This is a genomic window from Acinetobacter sp. DL27 (genome assembly GCF_055810995.1).
Genome location: NZ_CM147947.1, coordinates 1,000,301 through 1,016,717 on the forward strand (window position 1 = coordinate 1,000,301; position 16,417 = coordinate 1,016,717).

At 41.3% G+C, this 16,417-nt stretch carries 15 protein-coding genes; 8 read left to right on the forward strand and 7 right to left on the reverse strand.

The genetic code is table 11. The features are described from left to right. The first annotated feature begins 47 nt into the window (after nucleotides 1-47). Nucleotides 48-446, forward strand: coding sequence for a hypothetical protein (locus tag AC0KVP_RS04820; RefSeq protein WP_017397046.1), 399 nt, complete (start codon nucleotides 48-50; stop codon nucleotides 444-446). On the opposite strand, the gene AC0KVP_RS04825 is transcribed toward AC0KVP_RS04820, so the two are convergent. After that, entirely contained in the window at nucleotides 373-978 is a 606-nt protein-coding gene (locus AC0KVP_RS04825; protein ID WP_473339348.1) for a GNAT family N-acetyltransferase, read from the reverse strand. The two genes, AC0KVP_RS04820 and AC0KVP_RS04825, sit on opposite strands and share 74 nt — an antisense overlap. After that, the gene (locus tag AC0KVP_RS04830; protein WP_004695793.1) at nucleotides 978-1,472 is read right to left on the reverse strand and encodes an Lrp/AsnC family transcriptional regulator; all 495 of its coding nucleotides are present in this window, start codon (nucleotides 1,470-1,472) and stop codon (nucleotides 978-980) included. Before AC0KVP_RS04830 ends, AC0KVP_RS04825 begins: the two co-directional genes overlap by 1 nt. 114 nt (nucleotides 1,473-1,586) lie before the next feature. On the opposite strand from AC0KVP_RS04830, the gene AC0KVP_RS04835 reads away from it, so the two are divergent. From AC0KVP_RS04835 to AC0KVP_RS04860, 6 genes are all read left to right on the forward strand, one after another. Then, complete coding sequence (locus tag AC0KVP_RS04835) at nucleotides 1,587-2,192, forward strand: LysE family translocator (RefSeq protein ID WP_234964680.1); 606 nt, start codon at nucleotides 1,587-1,589, stop codon at nucleotides 2,190-2,192. A gap of 482 nt (nucleotides 2,193-2,674) precedes the next feature. Then, on the forward strand, nucleotides 2,675-3,427 hold the full coding sequence (locus AC0KVP_RS04840) for an electron transfer flavoprotein subunit beta/FixA family protein (RefSeq protein WP_005400499.1): 753 nt from the start codon (nucleotides 2,675-2,677) through the stop codon (nucleotides 3,425-3,427). A gap of 17 nt (nucleotides 3,428-3,444) precedes the next feature. Beyond that, nucleotides 3,445-4,380: an FAD-binding protein gene (locus AC0KVP_RS04845; RefSeq protein ID WP_473339350.1), complete on the forward strand. Its 936-nt coding sequence runs from the start codon at nucleotides 3,445-3,447 to the stop codon at nucleotides 4,378-4,380. 442 nt (nucleotides 4,381-4,822) lie between these two features. Continuing rightward, complete coding sequence (locus AC0KVP_RS04850) at nucleotides 4,823-5,185, forward strand: hypothetical protein (RefSeq protein WP_473339351.1); 363 nt, start codon at nucleotides 4,823-4,825, stop codon at nucleotides 5,183-5,185. A gap of 306 nt (nucleotides 5,186-5,491) precedes the next feature. After that, on the forward strand, nucleotides 5,492-8,473 hold the full coding sequence (gene gyrA / locus AC0KVP_RS04855) for a DNA gyrase subunit A (RefSeq protein ID WP_473339353.1): 2,982 nt from the start codon (nucleotides 5,492-5,494) through the stop codon (nucleotides 8,471-8,473). Nucleotides 8,474-8,546: 73 nt separating this feature from the next. Then, on the forward strand, nucleotides 8,547-8,990 hold the full coding sequence (locus tag AC0KVP_RS04860) for a DUF3887 domain-containing protein (protein WP_184118058.1): 444 nt from the start codon (nucleotides 8,547-8,549) through the stop codon (nucleotides 8,988-8,990). Nucleotides 8,991-9,023: 33 nt separating this feature from the next. Here the strand turns inward: AC0KVP_RS04860 and AC0KVP_RS04865 are convergent, their stop codons facing one another. Genes AC0KVP_RS04865 through AC0KVP_RS04880 form a run of 4 tightly spaced genes read right to left on the reverse strand, consistent with a single transcriptional unit; the run spans nucleotide 9,024 to nucleotide 13,917 of the window. After that, the gene (locus AC0KVP_RS04865; protein ID WP_279669805.1) at nucleotides 9,024-10,112 is read right to left on the reverse strand and encodes an ABC transporter permease; all 1,089 of its coding nucleotides are present in this window, start codon (nucleotides 10,110-10,112) and stop codon (nucleotides 9,024-9,026) included. Then, a complete protein-coding gene (locus AC0KVP_RS04870) occupies nucleotides 10,109-11,239 on the reverse strand; it encodes an ABC transporter permease (protein ID WP_473339355.1) in 1,131 nt (376 codons plus the stop codon). Before AC0KVP_RS04870 ends, AC0KVP_RS04865 begins: the two co-directional genes overlap by 4 nt. Next, nucleotides 11,239-12,387 (reverse strand): HlyD family secretion protein, encoded by a 1,149-nt coding sequence (locus AC0KVP_RS04875; protein WP_473339357.1) that lies wholly within the window; start codon nucleotides 12,385-12,387, stop codon nucleotides 11,239-11,241. Before AC0KVP_RS04875 ends, AC0KVP_RS04870 begins: the two co-directional genes overlap by 1 nt. Nucleotides 12,388-12,408: 21 nt before the next feature. After that, nucleotides 12,409-13,917, reverse strand: coding sequence for a TolC family protein (locus AC0KVP_RS04880; protein WP_428840979.1), 1,509 nt, complete (start codon nucleotides 13,915-13,917; stop codon nucleotides 12,409-12,411). Nucleotides 13,918-14,258: 341 nt separating this feature from the next. Here AC0KVP_RS04880 and serC point away from each other — a divergent pair, with 341 nt between their 5' ends. After that, nucleotides 14,259-15,338 carry a 3-phosphoserine/phosphohydroxythreonine transaminase gene (serC, locus tag AC0KVP_RS04885; protein WP_325086462.1) on the forward strand — a complete coding sequence of 360 codons (1,080 nt, stop codon included), beginning with the start codon at nucleotides 14,259-14,261 and terminating at the stop codon, nucleotides 15,336-15,338. 120 nt (nucleotides 15,339-15,458) lie between these two features. Here the strand turns inward: serC and AC0KVP_RS04890 are convergent, their stop codons facing one another. Then, the gene (locus AC0KVP_RS04890) at nucleotides 15,459-16,415 is read right to left on the reverse strand and encodes a TauD/TfdA dioxygenase family protein (RefSeq protein ID WP_473339363.1); all 957 of its coding nucleotides are present in this window, start codon (nucleotides 16,413-16,415) and stop codon (nucleotides 15,459-15,461) included. Nucleotides 16,416-16,417: the final 2 nt, after the last annotated feature.

Here is a 16,417-nt window from a genome sequence, read left to right on the forward strand (position 1 = left end):
TTAATGTTCCAGTTTAATGAAACGGTAGATTTAAGCTTATATTGAAGATGACAAATGTGAAAATAGGTCAGTATATGATTTCAGATATACAAGCAAAGTATGATCAACTCAGCTCCGCGCAAAAAGAAATTTTTGCGGGCTATGGTTTGCGTCAGGTCAAACACTTTGTTGAAATTAGTTTAGCCAATATTGAACCTGTACTGCCTGAAAATGCATTTGTTCAAGGCGTCAATGCAGCAGGTAAAGTTCAGGCTTTTAATGCAGAGACTGGGCAATACTATTTATGGATTTCCGATTTACAGTGGCAAGCGACTGCACAGCCCTCAAATAGCATTGATTTAAAAGACGACTTTCTTGAAGTCTGGAAAATTTTTAATCTTGGACAATATGAATTGATTGATTTAAGTCATATTCATCGTGATTTTTTAGAAAGTCAGTTGGCTTAATGGCATAGAGTGTATGTCGAAGCAGTGGGCTATTTTGATCGAGTTTAGGATGATTAAAATAGCCACGATGTTGCATGCCGAGACGTTTCATTACCGCTTCAGAATCCCTATTTTGAACTGCGGTAAAAGCAACAACTTCATCCAGTTTTAAAACCGAAAAAGCAAAATATAGGCAAGCCTGTGCAGCTTCTGTGGCATAACCCTGATGCCAAAACTTCGAGTCCAATCGCCAACCAATTTCGACACAGGGTGAAAAATCAAAGCACTCAGGTTGAGCATGTAAGCCTGTAAATCCAATGAACTCCTGACTATGCTTCAGTTCGACTGCCCAAAAGCCCCAACCATTTTGATTGATGAATTGCTGAAACTTTTGCGCAAGATTATCGCTTTCGGTTTGCGTGAGTGGATGAGGAAAATAACGCATCACTTGAGCATCGGCATTTAACTGTGCAAATGCAGGAAAGTCATCTGCGCGCCAAGCTCTTAGACGTAAACGCACTGTTTCTATCGCAAAATTTAAATGTGCTGACATTAGATTTCATCAAGCGGGAGTTGGAAACTTTGTTTAATGATTTGACTTGGTAAGTCTGTTTTGACACTGGTAATGCCATTCTTTTTGGTCAAATGTGTGGATTGGAACTCACGATAGCTTTCTAAATCAGGTACTACAACTTTCAGCATTGCATCGCATTCCCCTAAAATAATGTAGCATTCCATGACTTGAGGGAGCTCTTTCATGGCTTCAATAAAGGTGTCGATGGTTTCGGCATCTTGACCGACCAGCCAAATACGCGAGAACAGAATCAGTTGAAGGCCAATTTTTTGTGGATCGACCACTGTAGTATAATTTTGAATAACACCTGCTTCTTCTAATAGTTTGACGCGTCTTAGGCATGAAGACGGTGATAGACCGATTTCTCGTGCTAAGTCATTATTTTGAATACGGCCATTGTCTTGTAAGTGGCGAATGATATTTTTATCAATACGGTCAAGTTTTATGCGCACAGACTTTGGTGATTGTTTCATATCTTAGAATATAATTTGAAAAATACGTTTTATTATAGAATAAATTGAAAGCCAATTTTGTATTATTTCGCACATACTAATTTTCACTTTCTAATGAATGAAAGGGGAAAGGAAATGTCTGTATATGTACTCTTTGCACTGACCGTGCTGCCGCTGATTTTTACACCTGGGCCAGATATGTTATTTATTTTGTCTCAAGTTATGGGCAAAGATGCAAAAGCAGGCATGATGGCGACTGTCGGCGTATGTACAGGCTATTTACTACATTCAATTTTAGTGGCTTTGGGTATTGCTGCCATTATTGTGTCTTTCCCGCTTTTATTTGAAACCATCCGCTGGTTAGGCATTGCATATTTGTTGTATTTGGCCTTTGGTTTATTAAAGTCGGTTTTTAGTACTAAAAAATTGCAACTAGACCGAAAAACGGAAAATAACCCGATCAAAAAAGGCTTTTTTACCGCACTATTAAATCCCAAAGGTATGCTTATTTATTTTGCGATCTTGCCGCAATTTATCGACAAATCTGCCAACACTGTCAGTCAAGGTTTGATTTTATCTTTACTTTTTATCGCGATGATTTTTGTGGTCTACTGTAGTTTGAGTCTGGTTTTTGCAAAACTGACACAGAAGTCCCCAATAGATGAACGTAAACAAAAATGGATTGATGGTACTTCAGGTGGTTTGCTGGCATTGGCCGCGACATGGCTGATTGCCAATTAAACTCAGAGAAGCATGTCAAAATGGCATGCTTTTTTTTTGAGGAAGTTTTTTAGAATGGTTAATAAAGCAGCAATATTGTGTCATCGTATATCTAGAATAATGAGTATTTGAATCTAAGGCTGTGTGATCTATCTTAAATGACAGATTTGTGAAGCCTGATAAAGATGTGAACAGACAGTCAATAATCTATTTGATGGTGAATATTAGAGAAAAGAAATCAAATCTTTGAATAATGTAAATCAGATAAAAATATAATAAAAATCATAACTTAATCTGAGTGCGATTTTGTGCAAATATAGTGCGTACAAAAAAGTATGAACGCGTCGTTCAGCTAAATTTACGCATTTTTACAGCTCTTTGGTGAATTGTGACTTGACCGAAATGCCGTACACATTGCAAGATAGGGCACCTAAAAAAATTTAAGTGAAGAGTTAAACTAACTTTTCTCAACATTTACATTTGCTAAAACAGCCGAGGATTACATGAAGGCTCTTGTTGCTGTAAAACGTGTGGTTGATGCCAACGTTAAAGTTCGCGTTAAGCCGGACAACAGTGGTGTTGACTTAACCAACGTTAAAATGTCAATTAACCCATTCTGTGAAATCGCAGTGGAAGAAGCGGTTCGCTTAAAAGAAAAAGGAACTGTTTCAGAAATCATCGTTGTTTCTATTGGTCCTAAAGAAGCGCAAGAGCAAATCCGTTCTGCAATGGCGCTTGGTGCTGACCGCGGTATTTTAGTTGAAGCTGATGACAGCCAACTGGGTGCTTTAGAAATTGCGAAAGTGTTGAAAGGCGTTGTTGACGCTGAACAACCTCAGTTGATTCTTCTTGGTAAGCAAGCAATTGATGATGACTCTAACCAAGTCGGCCAGATGCTTGGTGCGCTTTTAGGTGCAGGTCAAGGTACTTTTGCTTCTGAAGTTAAAGTTGATGGCGACAAAGTACAAGTAACTCGTGAAATCGACGGTGGTTTACAAACTGTTGAACTTGCACTTCCAGCGATCATCACCACTGACTTACGTTTGAACGAGCCACGTTATGCTGCTCTTCCAAACATCATGAAAGCGCGTAAAAAACCGCTGGATACGAAGTCTCCTGCTGATTTTGGTGTTTCTACAACAACTAAACTTAAAACAGTTAAAGTTGAAGCGCCTGCTGAACGTAAAGCTGGCGTACAAGTGAAGTCTGTAGACGAACTTGTAGAAAAACTAAAAAATGAAGCGAAAGTGATCTAATACAGAAGGATAAAATCATGAGTATTTTAGTTATCGCTGAGCACGACAACAAAGCACTAAATGGTGCAACTTTAAACGTTGTTGCTGCAGCTCAAAAAATCGGTGGTGATATCACTGTATTAGTTGCTGGTTCTGGCGCTCAAGCTGTTGCTGATGCTGCTGCAAAAGTTGCGGGTGTAAGCAAAGTATTGCTTGCTGACAATGCAGTTTACGCAAATCAATTGGCTGAAAACGTTGCAGCTTTGGTTGCAGATATTGCTAAAAGTGGTTTCAAACACGTATTGGCTGCATCAACTACAACGGGTAAGAATATTCTTCCACGTGTGGCTGCACTTCTTGATGTCAGCATGATCACAGACATCATTGCTGTTGAATCTGCAAATACGTTCAAGCGTCCAATCTATGCAGGTAACGCGATTGCAACAGTTCAGTCTGATGAAGCAATCATTGTTGGTACTGTACGTGGTACAGCATTTGACCCTGTAGCTGCTGAAGGTGGTTCTGCTGCGGTTGAAGCTGTAAGCGAAGCAAAAGATGCTGGTATCTCTAAGTTTGTTGCTGAAGAGATCGTAAAATCTGAACGCCCAGAATTAACTGCTGCGCGTATCGTGGTTTCAGGTGGTCGTGGTGTGGGTTCAGGTGAGAACTACCATACTGTTCTTGATCCATTGGCTGACAAATTGGGCGCTGCTCAAGGTGCATCACGTGCTGCGGTTGACGCTGGTTTCGTTCCAAACGACATGCAAGTAGGTCAAACAGGTAAAATTGTTGCGCCTGATCTGTATATCGCTGTAGGTATCTCTGGTGCGATCCAGCATTTGGCAGGTATGAAAGACTCTAAAGTGATCGTTGCGATCAACAAAGACGAAGAAGCACCGATCAATGCAGTAGCAGATTACTGGTTAGTAGGTGATTTGAATACCGTTGTTCCAGAGTTAGTATCTAAAATCTAATTCCTGACAACGTTTCAAAAAAACGCTTTTGTGCAAGCAGTTTAAGCAATGCTTAACTGCTATGTGCAGGAGCGTTTTTTTATGCGCGTAAATCATTCTTCGGCATTATAAAAAATCATTGTATTCTGCAAATAATAATGAAAATTAAGCATTTCATAAGATGAGTGTGCATCTGAATATTTAGATTTATTTGCCATCCATTTTTAAGCTTAACTTACACAAAACTCGCGTATCTTGGTCTGTTCTGTGTTTATCTTTCCATTCTTAGCTGAACTACAGTTCCCTCTTTTAGGAGGTGCTGTTGTATGTGGCGTGGAAAATATTCAAGCGTTACTTTTATTGATATTTGCTGTATTTAGCTGTTTTTACATGCAACCGATGCGTCTGCCTGAGGGTAAAAAGTATTTTTGGATCTGGGCTGTACTGTGGTGGTTGCTTCTATTTGGGCGTAGCACCAGTTGGGGCAGAGAAAATTTTTCCCGAAGTCCCAAAAGTATATTTTCGCAGCATCTCGGTGGTTTTGATTGGTTCAGTCGTATTTATGTTGTTGGTTAAACCATTGCGCGATGAGATTGCGAAAAAAATGAAGAGCATGACGATTCCTGCTTGGGCAATGCTGCTCACGGTGTTGCGTTTGATTATTTCTGACGGCATTGAGCACAGCCGCATTTATGGTAGAATTTTCTTACATCAGATTGCTTATAAAGACCTTATGGAGGAGCTATATGAGTTTCCTTTAATATTGGGCTTGTTTATGGTGACATTTCATATTATGCGGCGCGATAAGCAAGAGATCGATCAGTAAGTCCAAAGATAGGCAAGACATGGCTTAAAGCTCTCAAAAATGAGGGCTTTTTTGCATTTTACGCAACGTTAATAGGGAATGTGATGGAGCTGTAAATGTTCATCCTATACATGTGTAAAAAATAACCCCTAAATTAAAGAAAATTAACGAGATTAACTGTGGTGACGTGGCACAAAAATCAGAGTGTTTATGCTATAATTTGCGGCTATATTTCAGTTTTTAGTTCAGTATTTTGAACTAATAATTTTGCAAGTTTTACGACATATAAATGCAAGCGGTTTTACGTTTGTAGAATAAGGAGTATGCATGAGCGTATCGGAAATCAGACCGATTGCGATTGAGGATGAACTCAAGAACTCGTATCTTGACTATGCAATGAGCGTGATTGTTTCTCGTGCTTTGCCAGATGTTCGAGATGGTCTAAAACCTGTTCATCGTCGTGTGCTTTATGCAATGCACGAATTGGGTAATGACTACAACAAAGCTTATAAAAAGTCTGCCCGCGTGGTTGGTGATGTGATCGGTAAATATCACCCACACGGTGATTCTGCTGTTTATGAAACCATTGTTCGTATGGCTCAAGACTTTAGCTTGCGTTATCAATTGGTTGATGGTCAGGGGAACTTTGGTTCGGTCGATGGCGATAGCGCAGCTGCGATGCGTTATACCGAAGTTCGTATGCGTAAGTTGACTCATGAAATTCTTGCCGATCTTGAAAAAGATACGGTGGATTGGGAAGACAACTACGACGGCTCTGAACGTATTCCGCAAGTGATGCCAACGCGTATTCCTAACTTACTGATTAACGGTACTACAGGTATTGCTGTGGGTATGGCGACCAATATGGCGCCGCACAACATGACTGAAGTAGTGAACGCTTGTTTGGCCTATGCTGAAAACCCAAATATTTCAATTGAAGGATTGATGGAATATATTTCGGGTCCAGACTTTCCTACAGGTGGCATTATTTACGGTAAAGCGGGCATTGTTGATGCTTACCGTACGGGTAAAGGTCGTTTGCATATTCGTGGTAAATACCACTTTGAAGAAGACCAAAAAACAGGTCGTACCACGATCGTTTTCACAGAAATTCCATATCAAGTCAACAAAGCGAAAACCATTGAACGTATCGCTGAGTTGGTGAAAGAGAAAAAACTGGAAGGTATTTCTGAGCTACGTGACGAATCTGACAAAGACGGGATGCGTATTGCCATCGATTTAAAGCGTGGTGAAAACGCTGAAGTTGTGGTAAATAACTTATTCCAAAACACGCAGTTGGAAAACTCTTTCAGCATTAACATGGTGTGCTTAGACAACGGCCAGCCAAAGTTAATGAACTTGAAAGACATTGTTGCTGCATTTATTCGTCACCGCCAAGAAGTGGTGACGCGTCGTACGATGTTTGAGTTGCGTAAAGCACGTGAACGTGGTCATATTTTAGAAGGTTTGACGGTAGCATTAGCAAATATTGATGCGATCATTGAAACCATTAAAACTTCTGCAAATCCGGCTGAGGCGCGTGAGCGTTTACAAGCAGGTGAGTGGGCAGCAGGAAATGTAATTGCATTGCTTGAAAAAGCAGGTTCTGTTTCTGTACGTCCAGACGAAATTGAAGGTGAAGATCCAAGCCGTCCATTTGGTTTAGATGGTCAGATTTATCGTTTATCGCCTGCGCAAGTTGGTGCGATTCTTGAGCTTCGTTTACATCGTTTAACGGGTCTTGAACAAGACAAGTTACAAGCTGAATATACTGAAATTTTAGGTCAAATTGCTGAACTCACAGCGATTTTAAATGACTTCAATTTATTGATGGCCGTGATTAAAGAAGAATTAGCTTTAATTTTGCAACAATACGGTGATGCTCGTCGTACCGCAATTGTTGAGTCTCGTATTGACTTCTCTCGTGAAGATTTAATTCCTGAAGAGCAAGTGGTACTGACTGTTTCAAAAACAGGTTATGCGAAAACTCAACCACTTTCAGACTATGCTGCGCAGCGTCGTGGTGGGCGTGGTAAATCTGCGACATCGATGAAAGAAGATGATTACATCCAGCATCTGATTGTGACCTCTAACCATGCCACAGTGTTGTGCTTTACCAATGTTGGTAAAGTCTATCGCCTGAGAGTGTTTGAAGTGCCTCAAGCATCGCGTGGTTCAAAAGGTCGCCCAATGGTGAACTTATTGCCACTGGATGCCGATGAGACCATCACAGCAATTCTTCCTGTGATTGATGCGCCGAAGAAATTTAAAGAACGCTTAGCTGAGTTCAAAAACTTTGTGCGTAGCAATGTCGCGACATTACGTGAAAATAGTATTATCGACGCGCATTATGAAGCATTAAAAGCTTCATTCGATGAGTTGGCTGAAGATGCTGATGAACTCTCTGATGCATTACGTAAGCAATTGAAAGAGTTGGGTGTTGAGCTTTCAACAACTGATTTAGATAATGAAACGGTTATTGAATTTGCTGATCTTGCAGAGAAAATGCGTAAGAATTTCTTTGTATTTATGGCAACAGCATCTGGTACAGTCAAGCGTGTTGAATTAGAGCAATTTAGTAATGTTCGTTCAAACGGTTTACGTGCAATTGAGCTGAAAGAAGAAGATACCTTGATTGGTGTTGCAATCACCGATGGCGAACAGCAAATCATGTTGTTCTCAAATGAAGGTAAAGCAATTCGCTTCTCTGAAACTGATGCACGTGTGATGGGACGTACTGCAAAAGGGGTGCGTGGTATGCGTGTCACTTTAGCTGCAGCCCAGACCGAAGATGATGTTGAAACCGACACAGATTCAGATGATGAAGAATCTTCTGATTTAAATGTGGCGAGCCGTATTGTTTCATTAGTTGTTGTACCTGAAACAGGCGAAGTACTGTGTGCTTCTGCAAATGGTTATGGGAAACGTACGCCAGTTGATGACTTCCCAACCAAGAAACGTGGTGGTAAAGGCGTTATTGCCATCAAAACATCTGAACGTAACGGTGAGTTGGTCGGTGCGGTTGCAATTGATGAATCTAAAGAGTTGATGTTGATTTCTGATGGCGGTACTTTAGTTCGTACTCGTGCCTCTGAAGTTGCTAGAACGGGTCGTAATGCACAAGGTGTACGTCTGATTCGTTTAGGTAATGAAGAAATCTTGGTCGGTGTCGTTGCTGTTGAAGCAGTTGAAGTCGAAGATGATATTTTAGATGCTTCTATTGAAACAACTGAAGAAACTGTGGTTGACGAAGTAAATGTAGATGCATCTGAAAATACTACAGATACCAATACATCGAACGAAGACTAACTGAATGAAAAAGAAAAGGGCGCTTCGGCGTCCTTTTTCATATTAGCGATGACCTAGTGGTGGATAAGATTTTATGAAAGCAAAATTACTGGTTTTGAGTTGTGCGTTGGCTTTAACAGCGTGTGATAAATTGGGACAACAGGCATTGGATTCGATCCCAAATCCGAGTCCTGCTCAAGAGCAAGTGGCTCAGCAAGCTTATCAAGCCTTTACTCAGGGTGATTTTCCGCAGCTCTATACTTATTTTGAGCCAGAGTTACAGCGTGAATTTAAAACTCATGAAAAAGACATGCGCAAATTTGCAAAATCGATTCCTAAACAAGCCATTACGACTCAAAAAATTGTATCGAAACACATTGAAAAATCGACAGAAAAGCCAAGTTTGTACGCAGTTACCTATGAGTATGCTTATAGCAATAAAAACCTAGTTCAATACGATGTTGGTTTTGACAAAGCCGGCGGAAGCACAAAAATTCGCAGCTTTGATGTCAAACTTTATGGGGCTTCAACGGATTAAATGGGTAGGATTGCTATCAATACGTTCTAAAATTTAGCGACGCTTGAGACGCCAATAAGCAAATGCTGCGCAAGCTATACCAAATACAAAGAGATACAGTAGTTTCGGCAGAATAAGTGCAGTTGGTACACCCATTTGGTTCAGTTGAATAAACATTTGAATCCCTTGGGTCGATGGCAAAACATTGCCCAAGTATTGCATCCAAGCGGGCATTGCGGCGTGTGGCCATGCTGTTCCTGAAAGTAGAAATAGCGGAATAGAGGTAAATACAATGACATGTCCTGCGCGCTCAGGCATATCGAAAAATGTTGAAATCAACATGCCTAAAGCCACGATACAGCCTATAAAAATCGGCACGGCCAGTAACATGCCACTAAAATTTCCCCCATGTGGGTAGTCATTTAGCCAATAAATAAAGCCAAATAAATATAAACAACCGAGCATACCAATGGTCAGAATGGCGCAAAAAATCGCAAAAAATTCCGTCGTCGTTGGTCGCCATTTCTGTTCGCGGTATCCGGCCAATAACATCCCTAAACCGAGAACGATGGTTTGATGAATAATCAGCGGAGCAATGGCGGGGAAAATATAACTGCCATAACCCGACATGGTGTTAAAAAGCGGCGTTTGATGAATAGAAATGGCTGGTGAAAAGTGCGAAATATTGCCAAATTTTTCCATGTGTTCGCGTACAGCATTTTCAATTGAGGTGGCCAGACCTAGTCCAATTTGCTTGGTTTTTAAAAAGTTTGCCGCGCTGAGATAGAGCCCAATCCCCCCGACTTCGCCATGCCGAAGACTATTGGAAAGATTTTCGGGTAAGAGCAAAATACCATCGGCTTGCTGTTGTTTAATCATATTTTCAGCATCGAGGAAATTGCCTGTCACAGCTTTCACTTCAACATTTGGACTGAGCGAAACTTGCTGAATGATGTTATTGGTCACGATACTTTGTTCTTCATCCACAATTACAATCGGCAAAGCTTCTGCTTGCTGTGCTTTGTAGGCAGTCGGATAGAAAACACTATAGAAAATCACCGAGAGGATGAGCGTGGTTAAAATCGACTGATTGGCGATAATGTCTTTAAATGTCTTGAGGTAATAGTGCAAAAATGACTTCATGATACTGCTCCTTTGATTCTTTTTTTGAGCAGCAGGACAGAGGTCACAGCGTAAAAGACCACATAGAGGATAAGTATGAGTAAAGGCAACAGCGATGAACTGATTGGGCTACCAATGACCCATTGTTCGGTTTGTAGTTTGGCATAAGGTGTGTAAGGGATAATATTGGCCCAAAATTTGGTAAATAGTGGTGCGTTATTTAAGGGGAGGGTCACTCCTGAAAAACTGAGTGATGAGCCGCCATACACAGCAATTAACCCAAAGGTTTTGGATAAATTATTGGTGGCTAAAACAATGGTACTACTGATCAAAGCATAGGCGCTATAAAATAAAAGCTGTGCCAACATGATCAACCAAAGCTGACCTGCAACAAACCAACCGCGAATCTCAATCAGCCAAAACATCCACGCCCATGTCCATAAGCTAAAAATAAGTACATAGGTCAGGTTTTTAGTGAGGATGGCTTTAAAAGCAGATTGCTTGTTTAGCCAGTTTTGTGTTGTATGAAACTTAAATTCCTGACCGACTGAAAATGCGACACAACAGCAGAGCAATAAATGTAAAATCGCAGGAATCATAAAGGGTTCTAAATAGAACTCATAACTCAAGTTTGGGTTATATAAGGTCGAAATTTTAACGTGTGGTGTAGGTACATCTAAATAAGGGATCGTATTTTCTAAATAGCTTTCACCAGCATAGTCTGCCATGGCTTCAACTGTGCTGAGTAACATGGCTGATGAAATGGTGTTACCCACACTAAAGTAACTTTGGTTATAGGCAATGCTGATTTCAGCATCTTTAGCTTGAACAAAACGTTGTTCGGCGCCATGGGGAATACTGACGTAACCCCAAACTTTGGTTTGGTTTAGCAGCTTTTCAACTTCGGTGTTTTGATCACTGACAATGGCGACATCTAAAGTATGGTTGAGTCTCAAGTAGCGCTGTATATTTTGGCTTAGTTCACTTTGGTCTTGGTCAATAATCGCAACAGGCAAATGTTCGGGTTTACCTTGGGCAAACATGCTGGAAAACAGCACGATAATAAACAGTGGGGCAAGCGTGACTAAACATAGATCCCACTTATGTTTCAGTAAATAGTTCAGTTCCCGCAGTAGCCCGCTTAGCATTATTTGCTCTCTTTGACTTTAAACAACACACTCATGCCAACTTTTAGGTCTGGAATGGCTTGCGCAGGCGTCAAATGAACTTTAAAGCTACGAATGTCATAGCCTCCTGTTTGGCGTGTGGTCTTAATGGTGGCAAATTCGCCTTCGGCATCAATATTCCTAATATTAAAGTTGGTATTCAGGTTTAAGGCTGGAATAAAGCCTTCAATTTGTTTTGCCTGATAGATGTTGGCGTATTGGTCTTCACGAATATTCAGTGATACCCAAAGCTCGCGATCTTGAATAATACTCACAATCGGTACCCCCATTGCTACCAATTCAGAGGGTTTGCCATAGGTTTTAGACACGGTACCGTCAATGGGCGAGAGTAGTTTGGTTTCAGCTTCAAGTGCATTGACTTCAGCAACAGCTGCTTTTGCAATTTGCACTTGCGCATCTGCTGAACTTTTTTGCTGTGGAGTGCTGCCACGTTCAGCCCGAGCATATTGTTGGTATGCGGCTTCTGTCATTTGGGCAGCTGATTGCGCCGCAGCATGCATTTCATCGCGACGTTGGCGTGAGATGACACCTTGTTGGTACAAGTTTGCACCACGTTGATAGGTGGTTTGTGCCAAAGTTTGCTGTGCTTTCAGTGCTTGCCAGTTGGCGTATAAACTCGCAATATTTTCTTCCTGAGAGCCACGGTCAGCGGTGGACTGGAGTGCTAAAGCAGCCTGTAAGCTGGCCAATGCTTGCTGTTTTTTGGCATCGACTTCTGGGCTATACAGTCGAACGAGTTCTTGGTTTTTGCTGATCTTCTGTCCGTCATGTACATAAATCTCATCAATTCGACTCGGCACTTTGGTGCTAACATGGATCGTTTCTGCCTCAACCCGACCTTGGATTTCAACCGTTTTCGGTTGATAGGCCTTCCACAGTCCAAAAGCAATCACGATGAATAGAATAATAAGAGAAAGCCCCCCAATTAGCTTGATCGCTTTGGACTTTTGCTCGGTGTTCGTATTGACTGATGCTGGCTCAATCTGTTCGCTCTCAGTCTGTACCTGCTCTTGAGTATCATTTGTGGTTAATTCCTCTGTTGATGGCACCGCTTGATCTTCTTGTTTTTCAGTTTCTTGCGGATCAGATTGGGTTTGATCTTGATTCATTAAATGGCTCTCATCAAAGAATTAACGAATAAATCGTGTATTGGGTTGCAGAAGATAGGTTTGGAACTGATGGATCGAACCATGACTTTGTAGAAGCGTCGCCAGTGACATGACATATTTATAGGCATTCAGCGCGGTTTCTGCTTTTAAAGCACTGAGCATATTTTGTGCATCGATCACTTGTGTCGCCGTTCCCATATCTTCTTTAAAGGACAGTTCTTGTATACGTAAATTTTCTTGCGCTGCTTTTATATTTTGCTGTAATAACTGATCACTTTGCTGCGCTGTGGTGGCTTCGCTATACGATTTATAAATCACATTTTCAATTTCTTGTTTAGTCCGTGCTGTCATCAGTTCAGAAGCGTAGCGTTGTAATTCTGCTGCTTGGACATTTTTGTTTTTATCAATGCCTGAGAACAGATTGTACTGTGCGGCTAAGCCAACGATCCAGTTGTTTTTATCGTCCAGACTGTATTCACCAAAGGCAAAAATATGTGGTTTCTTAGCGGCATTTTGTGCTGTGACATTGGCTTGTGCCAGTTGAGTGTCCATTTGCAGTTTTTGTACTAAAGCCGATTGATCTGCATATGACCTGAGTAGGGTATTCAGATCTTGGTTTTGGGTACTGTTAATAAAGAGTGGTGTGGTGAGCTCAGTAATTTGGCTGCTTTGCAAAAGGTTATTCAGCTGAAATAAACTGGCTTTTAAATTGGCCTGACTGGCTTGCTCACTGCGTTGTGCATTGTTTTTTGCCACTTCAAATTGCATGCGCTGGCCTTTACTAATAAAGCCCTGTTGTTCAAGTTTAAGTGCATTGTCATAGTGTTTTTGCATTGCATGCCAATTATATTGGCTAGACGCGAGTAACTGTTTTTGCAGTTGGACATTGAAATAAGCTTGAATCAGCTCAAAGCGTTGTAGGTCTTGCTGTTGTTTTGTATTGAGTTCGCTACGTTTGGCTTTGATATTGGCGACTTGTTTCGCACTTGAGGTTAATCCGCCTGTATAAAGCGGCATCATTGCAGAAATGGTTGGGCGTATGACTTGATCTTCTAAGGTAATTTGAGAGTTGTCTGGAATAAGCCCGACACCATTATGGATGGTTTGATTAATACCTTCTTTTAAAGGGTCAGAAATATTAGGTGGTAAATTTTGTTGATTTATACGGTCATTAATGTTTTGAGAAAGTGTGTGTTCTAAATTATTTTTGAGTGCACCAAGTGGGACATCCAGCTCATTATGAAAAGCATAGGCACGTACGTTCAGATCAATACGGGGGAGCCCCAAACCCTTGACCGCTTCAGCTTCTAGTTTTGAGGCTTGTTGTAAGGCTTGGGTGGCCTGTGTGCTATACGAGTCTTGTAATACACTTTGCTCAGCTTGTTGATAGCTGATGGATGCGGCAAAAGTTGTCGAGCTGATTCCGAGACTGAGACCGAACATGCTTAATGACAAGATTGATGGCAGTGATGTACGCAATAAGTATTTGTTGGCTGGTGTATTAAGCATGTTGAATAGTCTTTGTGGCATGAGCACGACTCTTTTCTATGTTTTTGCACATTATACGCATAATCTAACTGTTCTGAATGCTGACTCAGTTACTGAATTGTTTAATTTGCAAATGTATATCAATAGATTAGCGACATTTTTAAGCAAAGGAAATACTTTCGTTTGAGCTTAGGTGAATGGGAAAGCGCTGCTGTAATTGATTGAGCAGTGCTGAGTTAAAACTGAATCGTTGATCTTGATTGAGTTTTTGACTGTAAAGGTGAGATTACATTGAAATATTTTCAGTTGAATTTACTGCAAGCACTGGCTATCTGTGGTTAAATGCCATCATTTTATTGTGTTTCACTTTGAAAGGAAAAATCATGCGCGCGTACAACTTCTGTGCTGGTCCTGCTGCATTACCTACTGCCGTTTTAGAAAAAGCACAAGCTGAAATGCTTGATTGGCAAGGCAAGGGTCTTTCCATCATGGAAATGAGTCACCGTAGTAAAGACTATGTTGCTGTGGCTGAAAAAGCAGAAGCAGATTTACGTAAACTCATGAACATTCCAGAGAACTATAAAGTCTTGTTCCTTCAAGGTGGTGCTTCACTTCAGTTCTCCGCGATTCCTTTAAATTTGTTGGGTAAAAACAGCAAAGCGGACTATATCCATACTGGAATTTGGTCTGAGAAAGCACTGAAAGAAGCGCAGCGTTATGGTGATATCAACGTCATTGAAGCGGGTACGCAAATTGATGGAAAACTTGCCATTACAGACTCAAGCACTTGGAACTTATCTCAAGATGCGGCTTATGTGCATTATGTAGACAATGAAACGATTGGTGGTCTTCAGTTTGCGGCTATTCCAGAAACCAATGCGCCATTGGTTGCAGACCTGTCTTCAAGTATTTTGTCTGCACCTGTTGATGTCACTAAATTCGGTATCATCTATGCAGGCGCGCAAAAGAACATTGGCCCAGCGGGTTTAACCTTGGTTATTGTTCGTGAAGATCTGCTAGATCAAGCCAAACCTGAAATTCCAAGCATTTTGAAATACGCTTCGCAAGCGAAGAATGATTCCATGGTCAATACACCGTCGACCTATGCTTGGTACTTATCAGGTTTAGTGTTTGAATGGTTGCTTGAACAAGGTGGTGTTGAGGCGATCCATAAAGTGAACCTTGAAAAGGCAAAACTGCTTTATGGTTATATCGATGCAAGCGATTTTTATGCAAACCCAATTGCTGTGCAAAACCGTTCAATTATGAATGTGCCGTTTACTTTGGCGAATCCAGATTTAGAGAAACTTTTCCTCAAAGAAGCTGAAGAAAACCATTTGTTGAATCTTGCAGGTCACCGCTCAGTTGGTGGGATGCGCGCAAGTATTTATAACGCAGTTCCACTAGAAGGCGTTCAAGCGCTAGTGAATTTTATGGATGATTTTGCGAAACGCAATGCTTAAGTCATAGAAATAAAAAAGCCCATCAAACGATGGGCTTTTTTATTGGTTTTTTAACAGATTATCTAAAACAATCGTGACATTTTGGTGTCATACCAATCAATTATTCATTTTATTTATCGCTTAGTAAGGACGTCCACCTGCAAGACTAATACGTTTGAGTAAGCGACGTTGATCGACAGGAAAGGGACGACGTGAATGTAGTGTCACCTGATTATCCCAAAAGACAATATCTCCAGTTTCCCAGTGATGTTCATAACGAAACTCAGGTTTGAGGATGTGCGCACGGAGGGCAGCAATCAGTTCACTGCCTTCGCTATCATCGACATTGAGTAATTCAACTTCCGAACGGGTATTGAGCCAAAGCGCTTTACGCCCAGATTCTGGATGTGTGCGGACTAAGGGATGAGGATAGGCATGACCTAAAATGGGTTGATCTTTAAAGCGATAATAAGGGCTGTCTCCATAACCCGTATTGCCTATATTACTTTGCGCACGGACGAATGGGTTATAAGTAATCAGCTGTAGCTGGTCGATCTGCTTTTTGACGTCATCGGGAAGTGCATCATAAGCTTTGATGGTATTGAACCAAGAGGTTTGTCCGCCGTCTTGAGGAAGCTCAAGGGCATAGAGCAGAGAGCCAAAAGAGGGAAGCGGTGTCCACTGCTGATCGGCATGTGGGGTGAGTTCGCCATGGCCGGTGTAGTTGCCTTGACCGACCGCATTGGAAACAGGAACCACATCGGGTGGAACACCAGTGTCAGTCTGGCTAGCCAGCACAGGATTGTCTGCACTTGGGCGGAAAATAGAACCAAAATAGCTGGCAAAGGCTAAATATTGCAGATCATCCAAAGTTTGGTTTTTAAAAATTAAAATCAGATGTTCAGCCAAAGCTTGTTTTAAGCGATAGATGGTCTCTCCTGCTTGGGCTTTACGGGCATCTAAACCAAAAACCACAGCACCTAAGGCTTCTTCCGCCAGTGGGATAATTTGTATTTCTTCTGGATTTTGAAATTGTTCAGGTTGATGCCAACGCGGGGCATCATGAATCGCTTGTGAAAGTTGAGTTAATGCGGTCATTT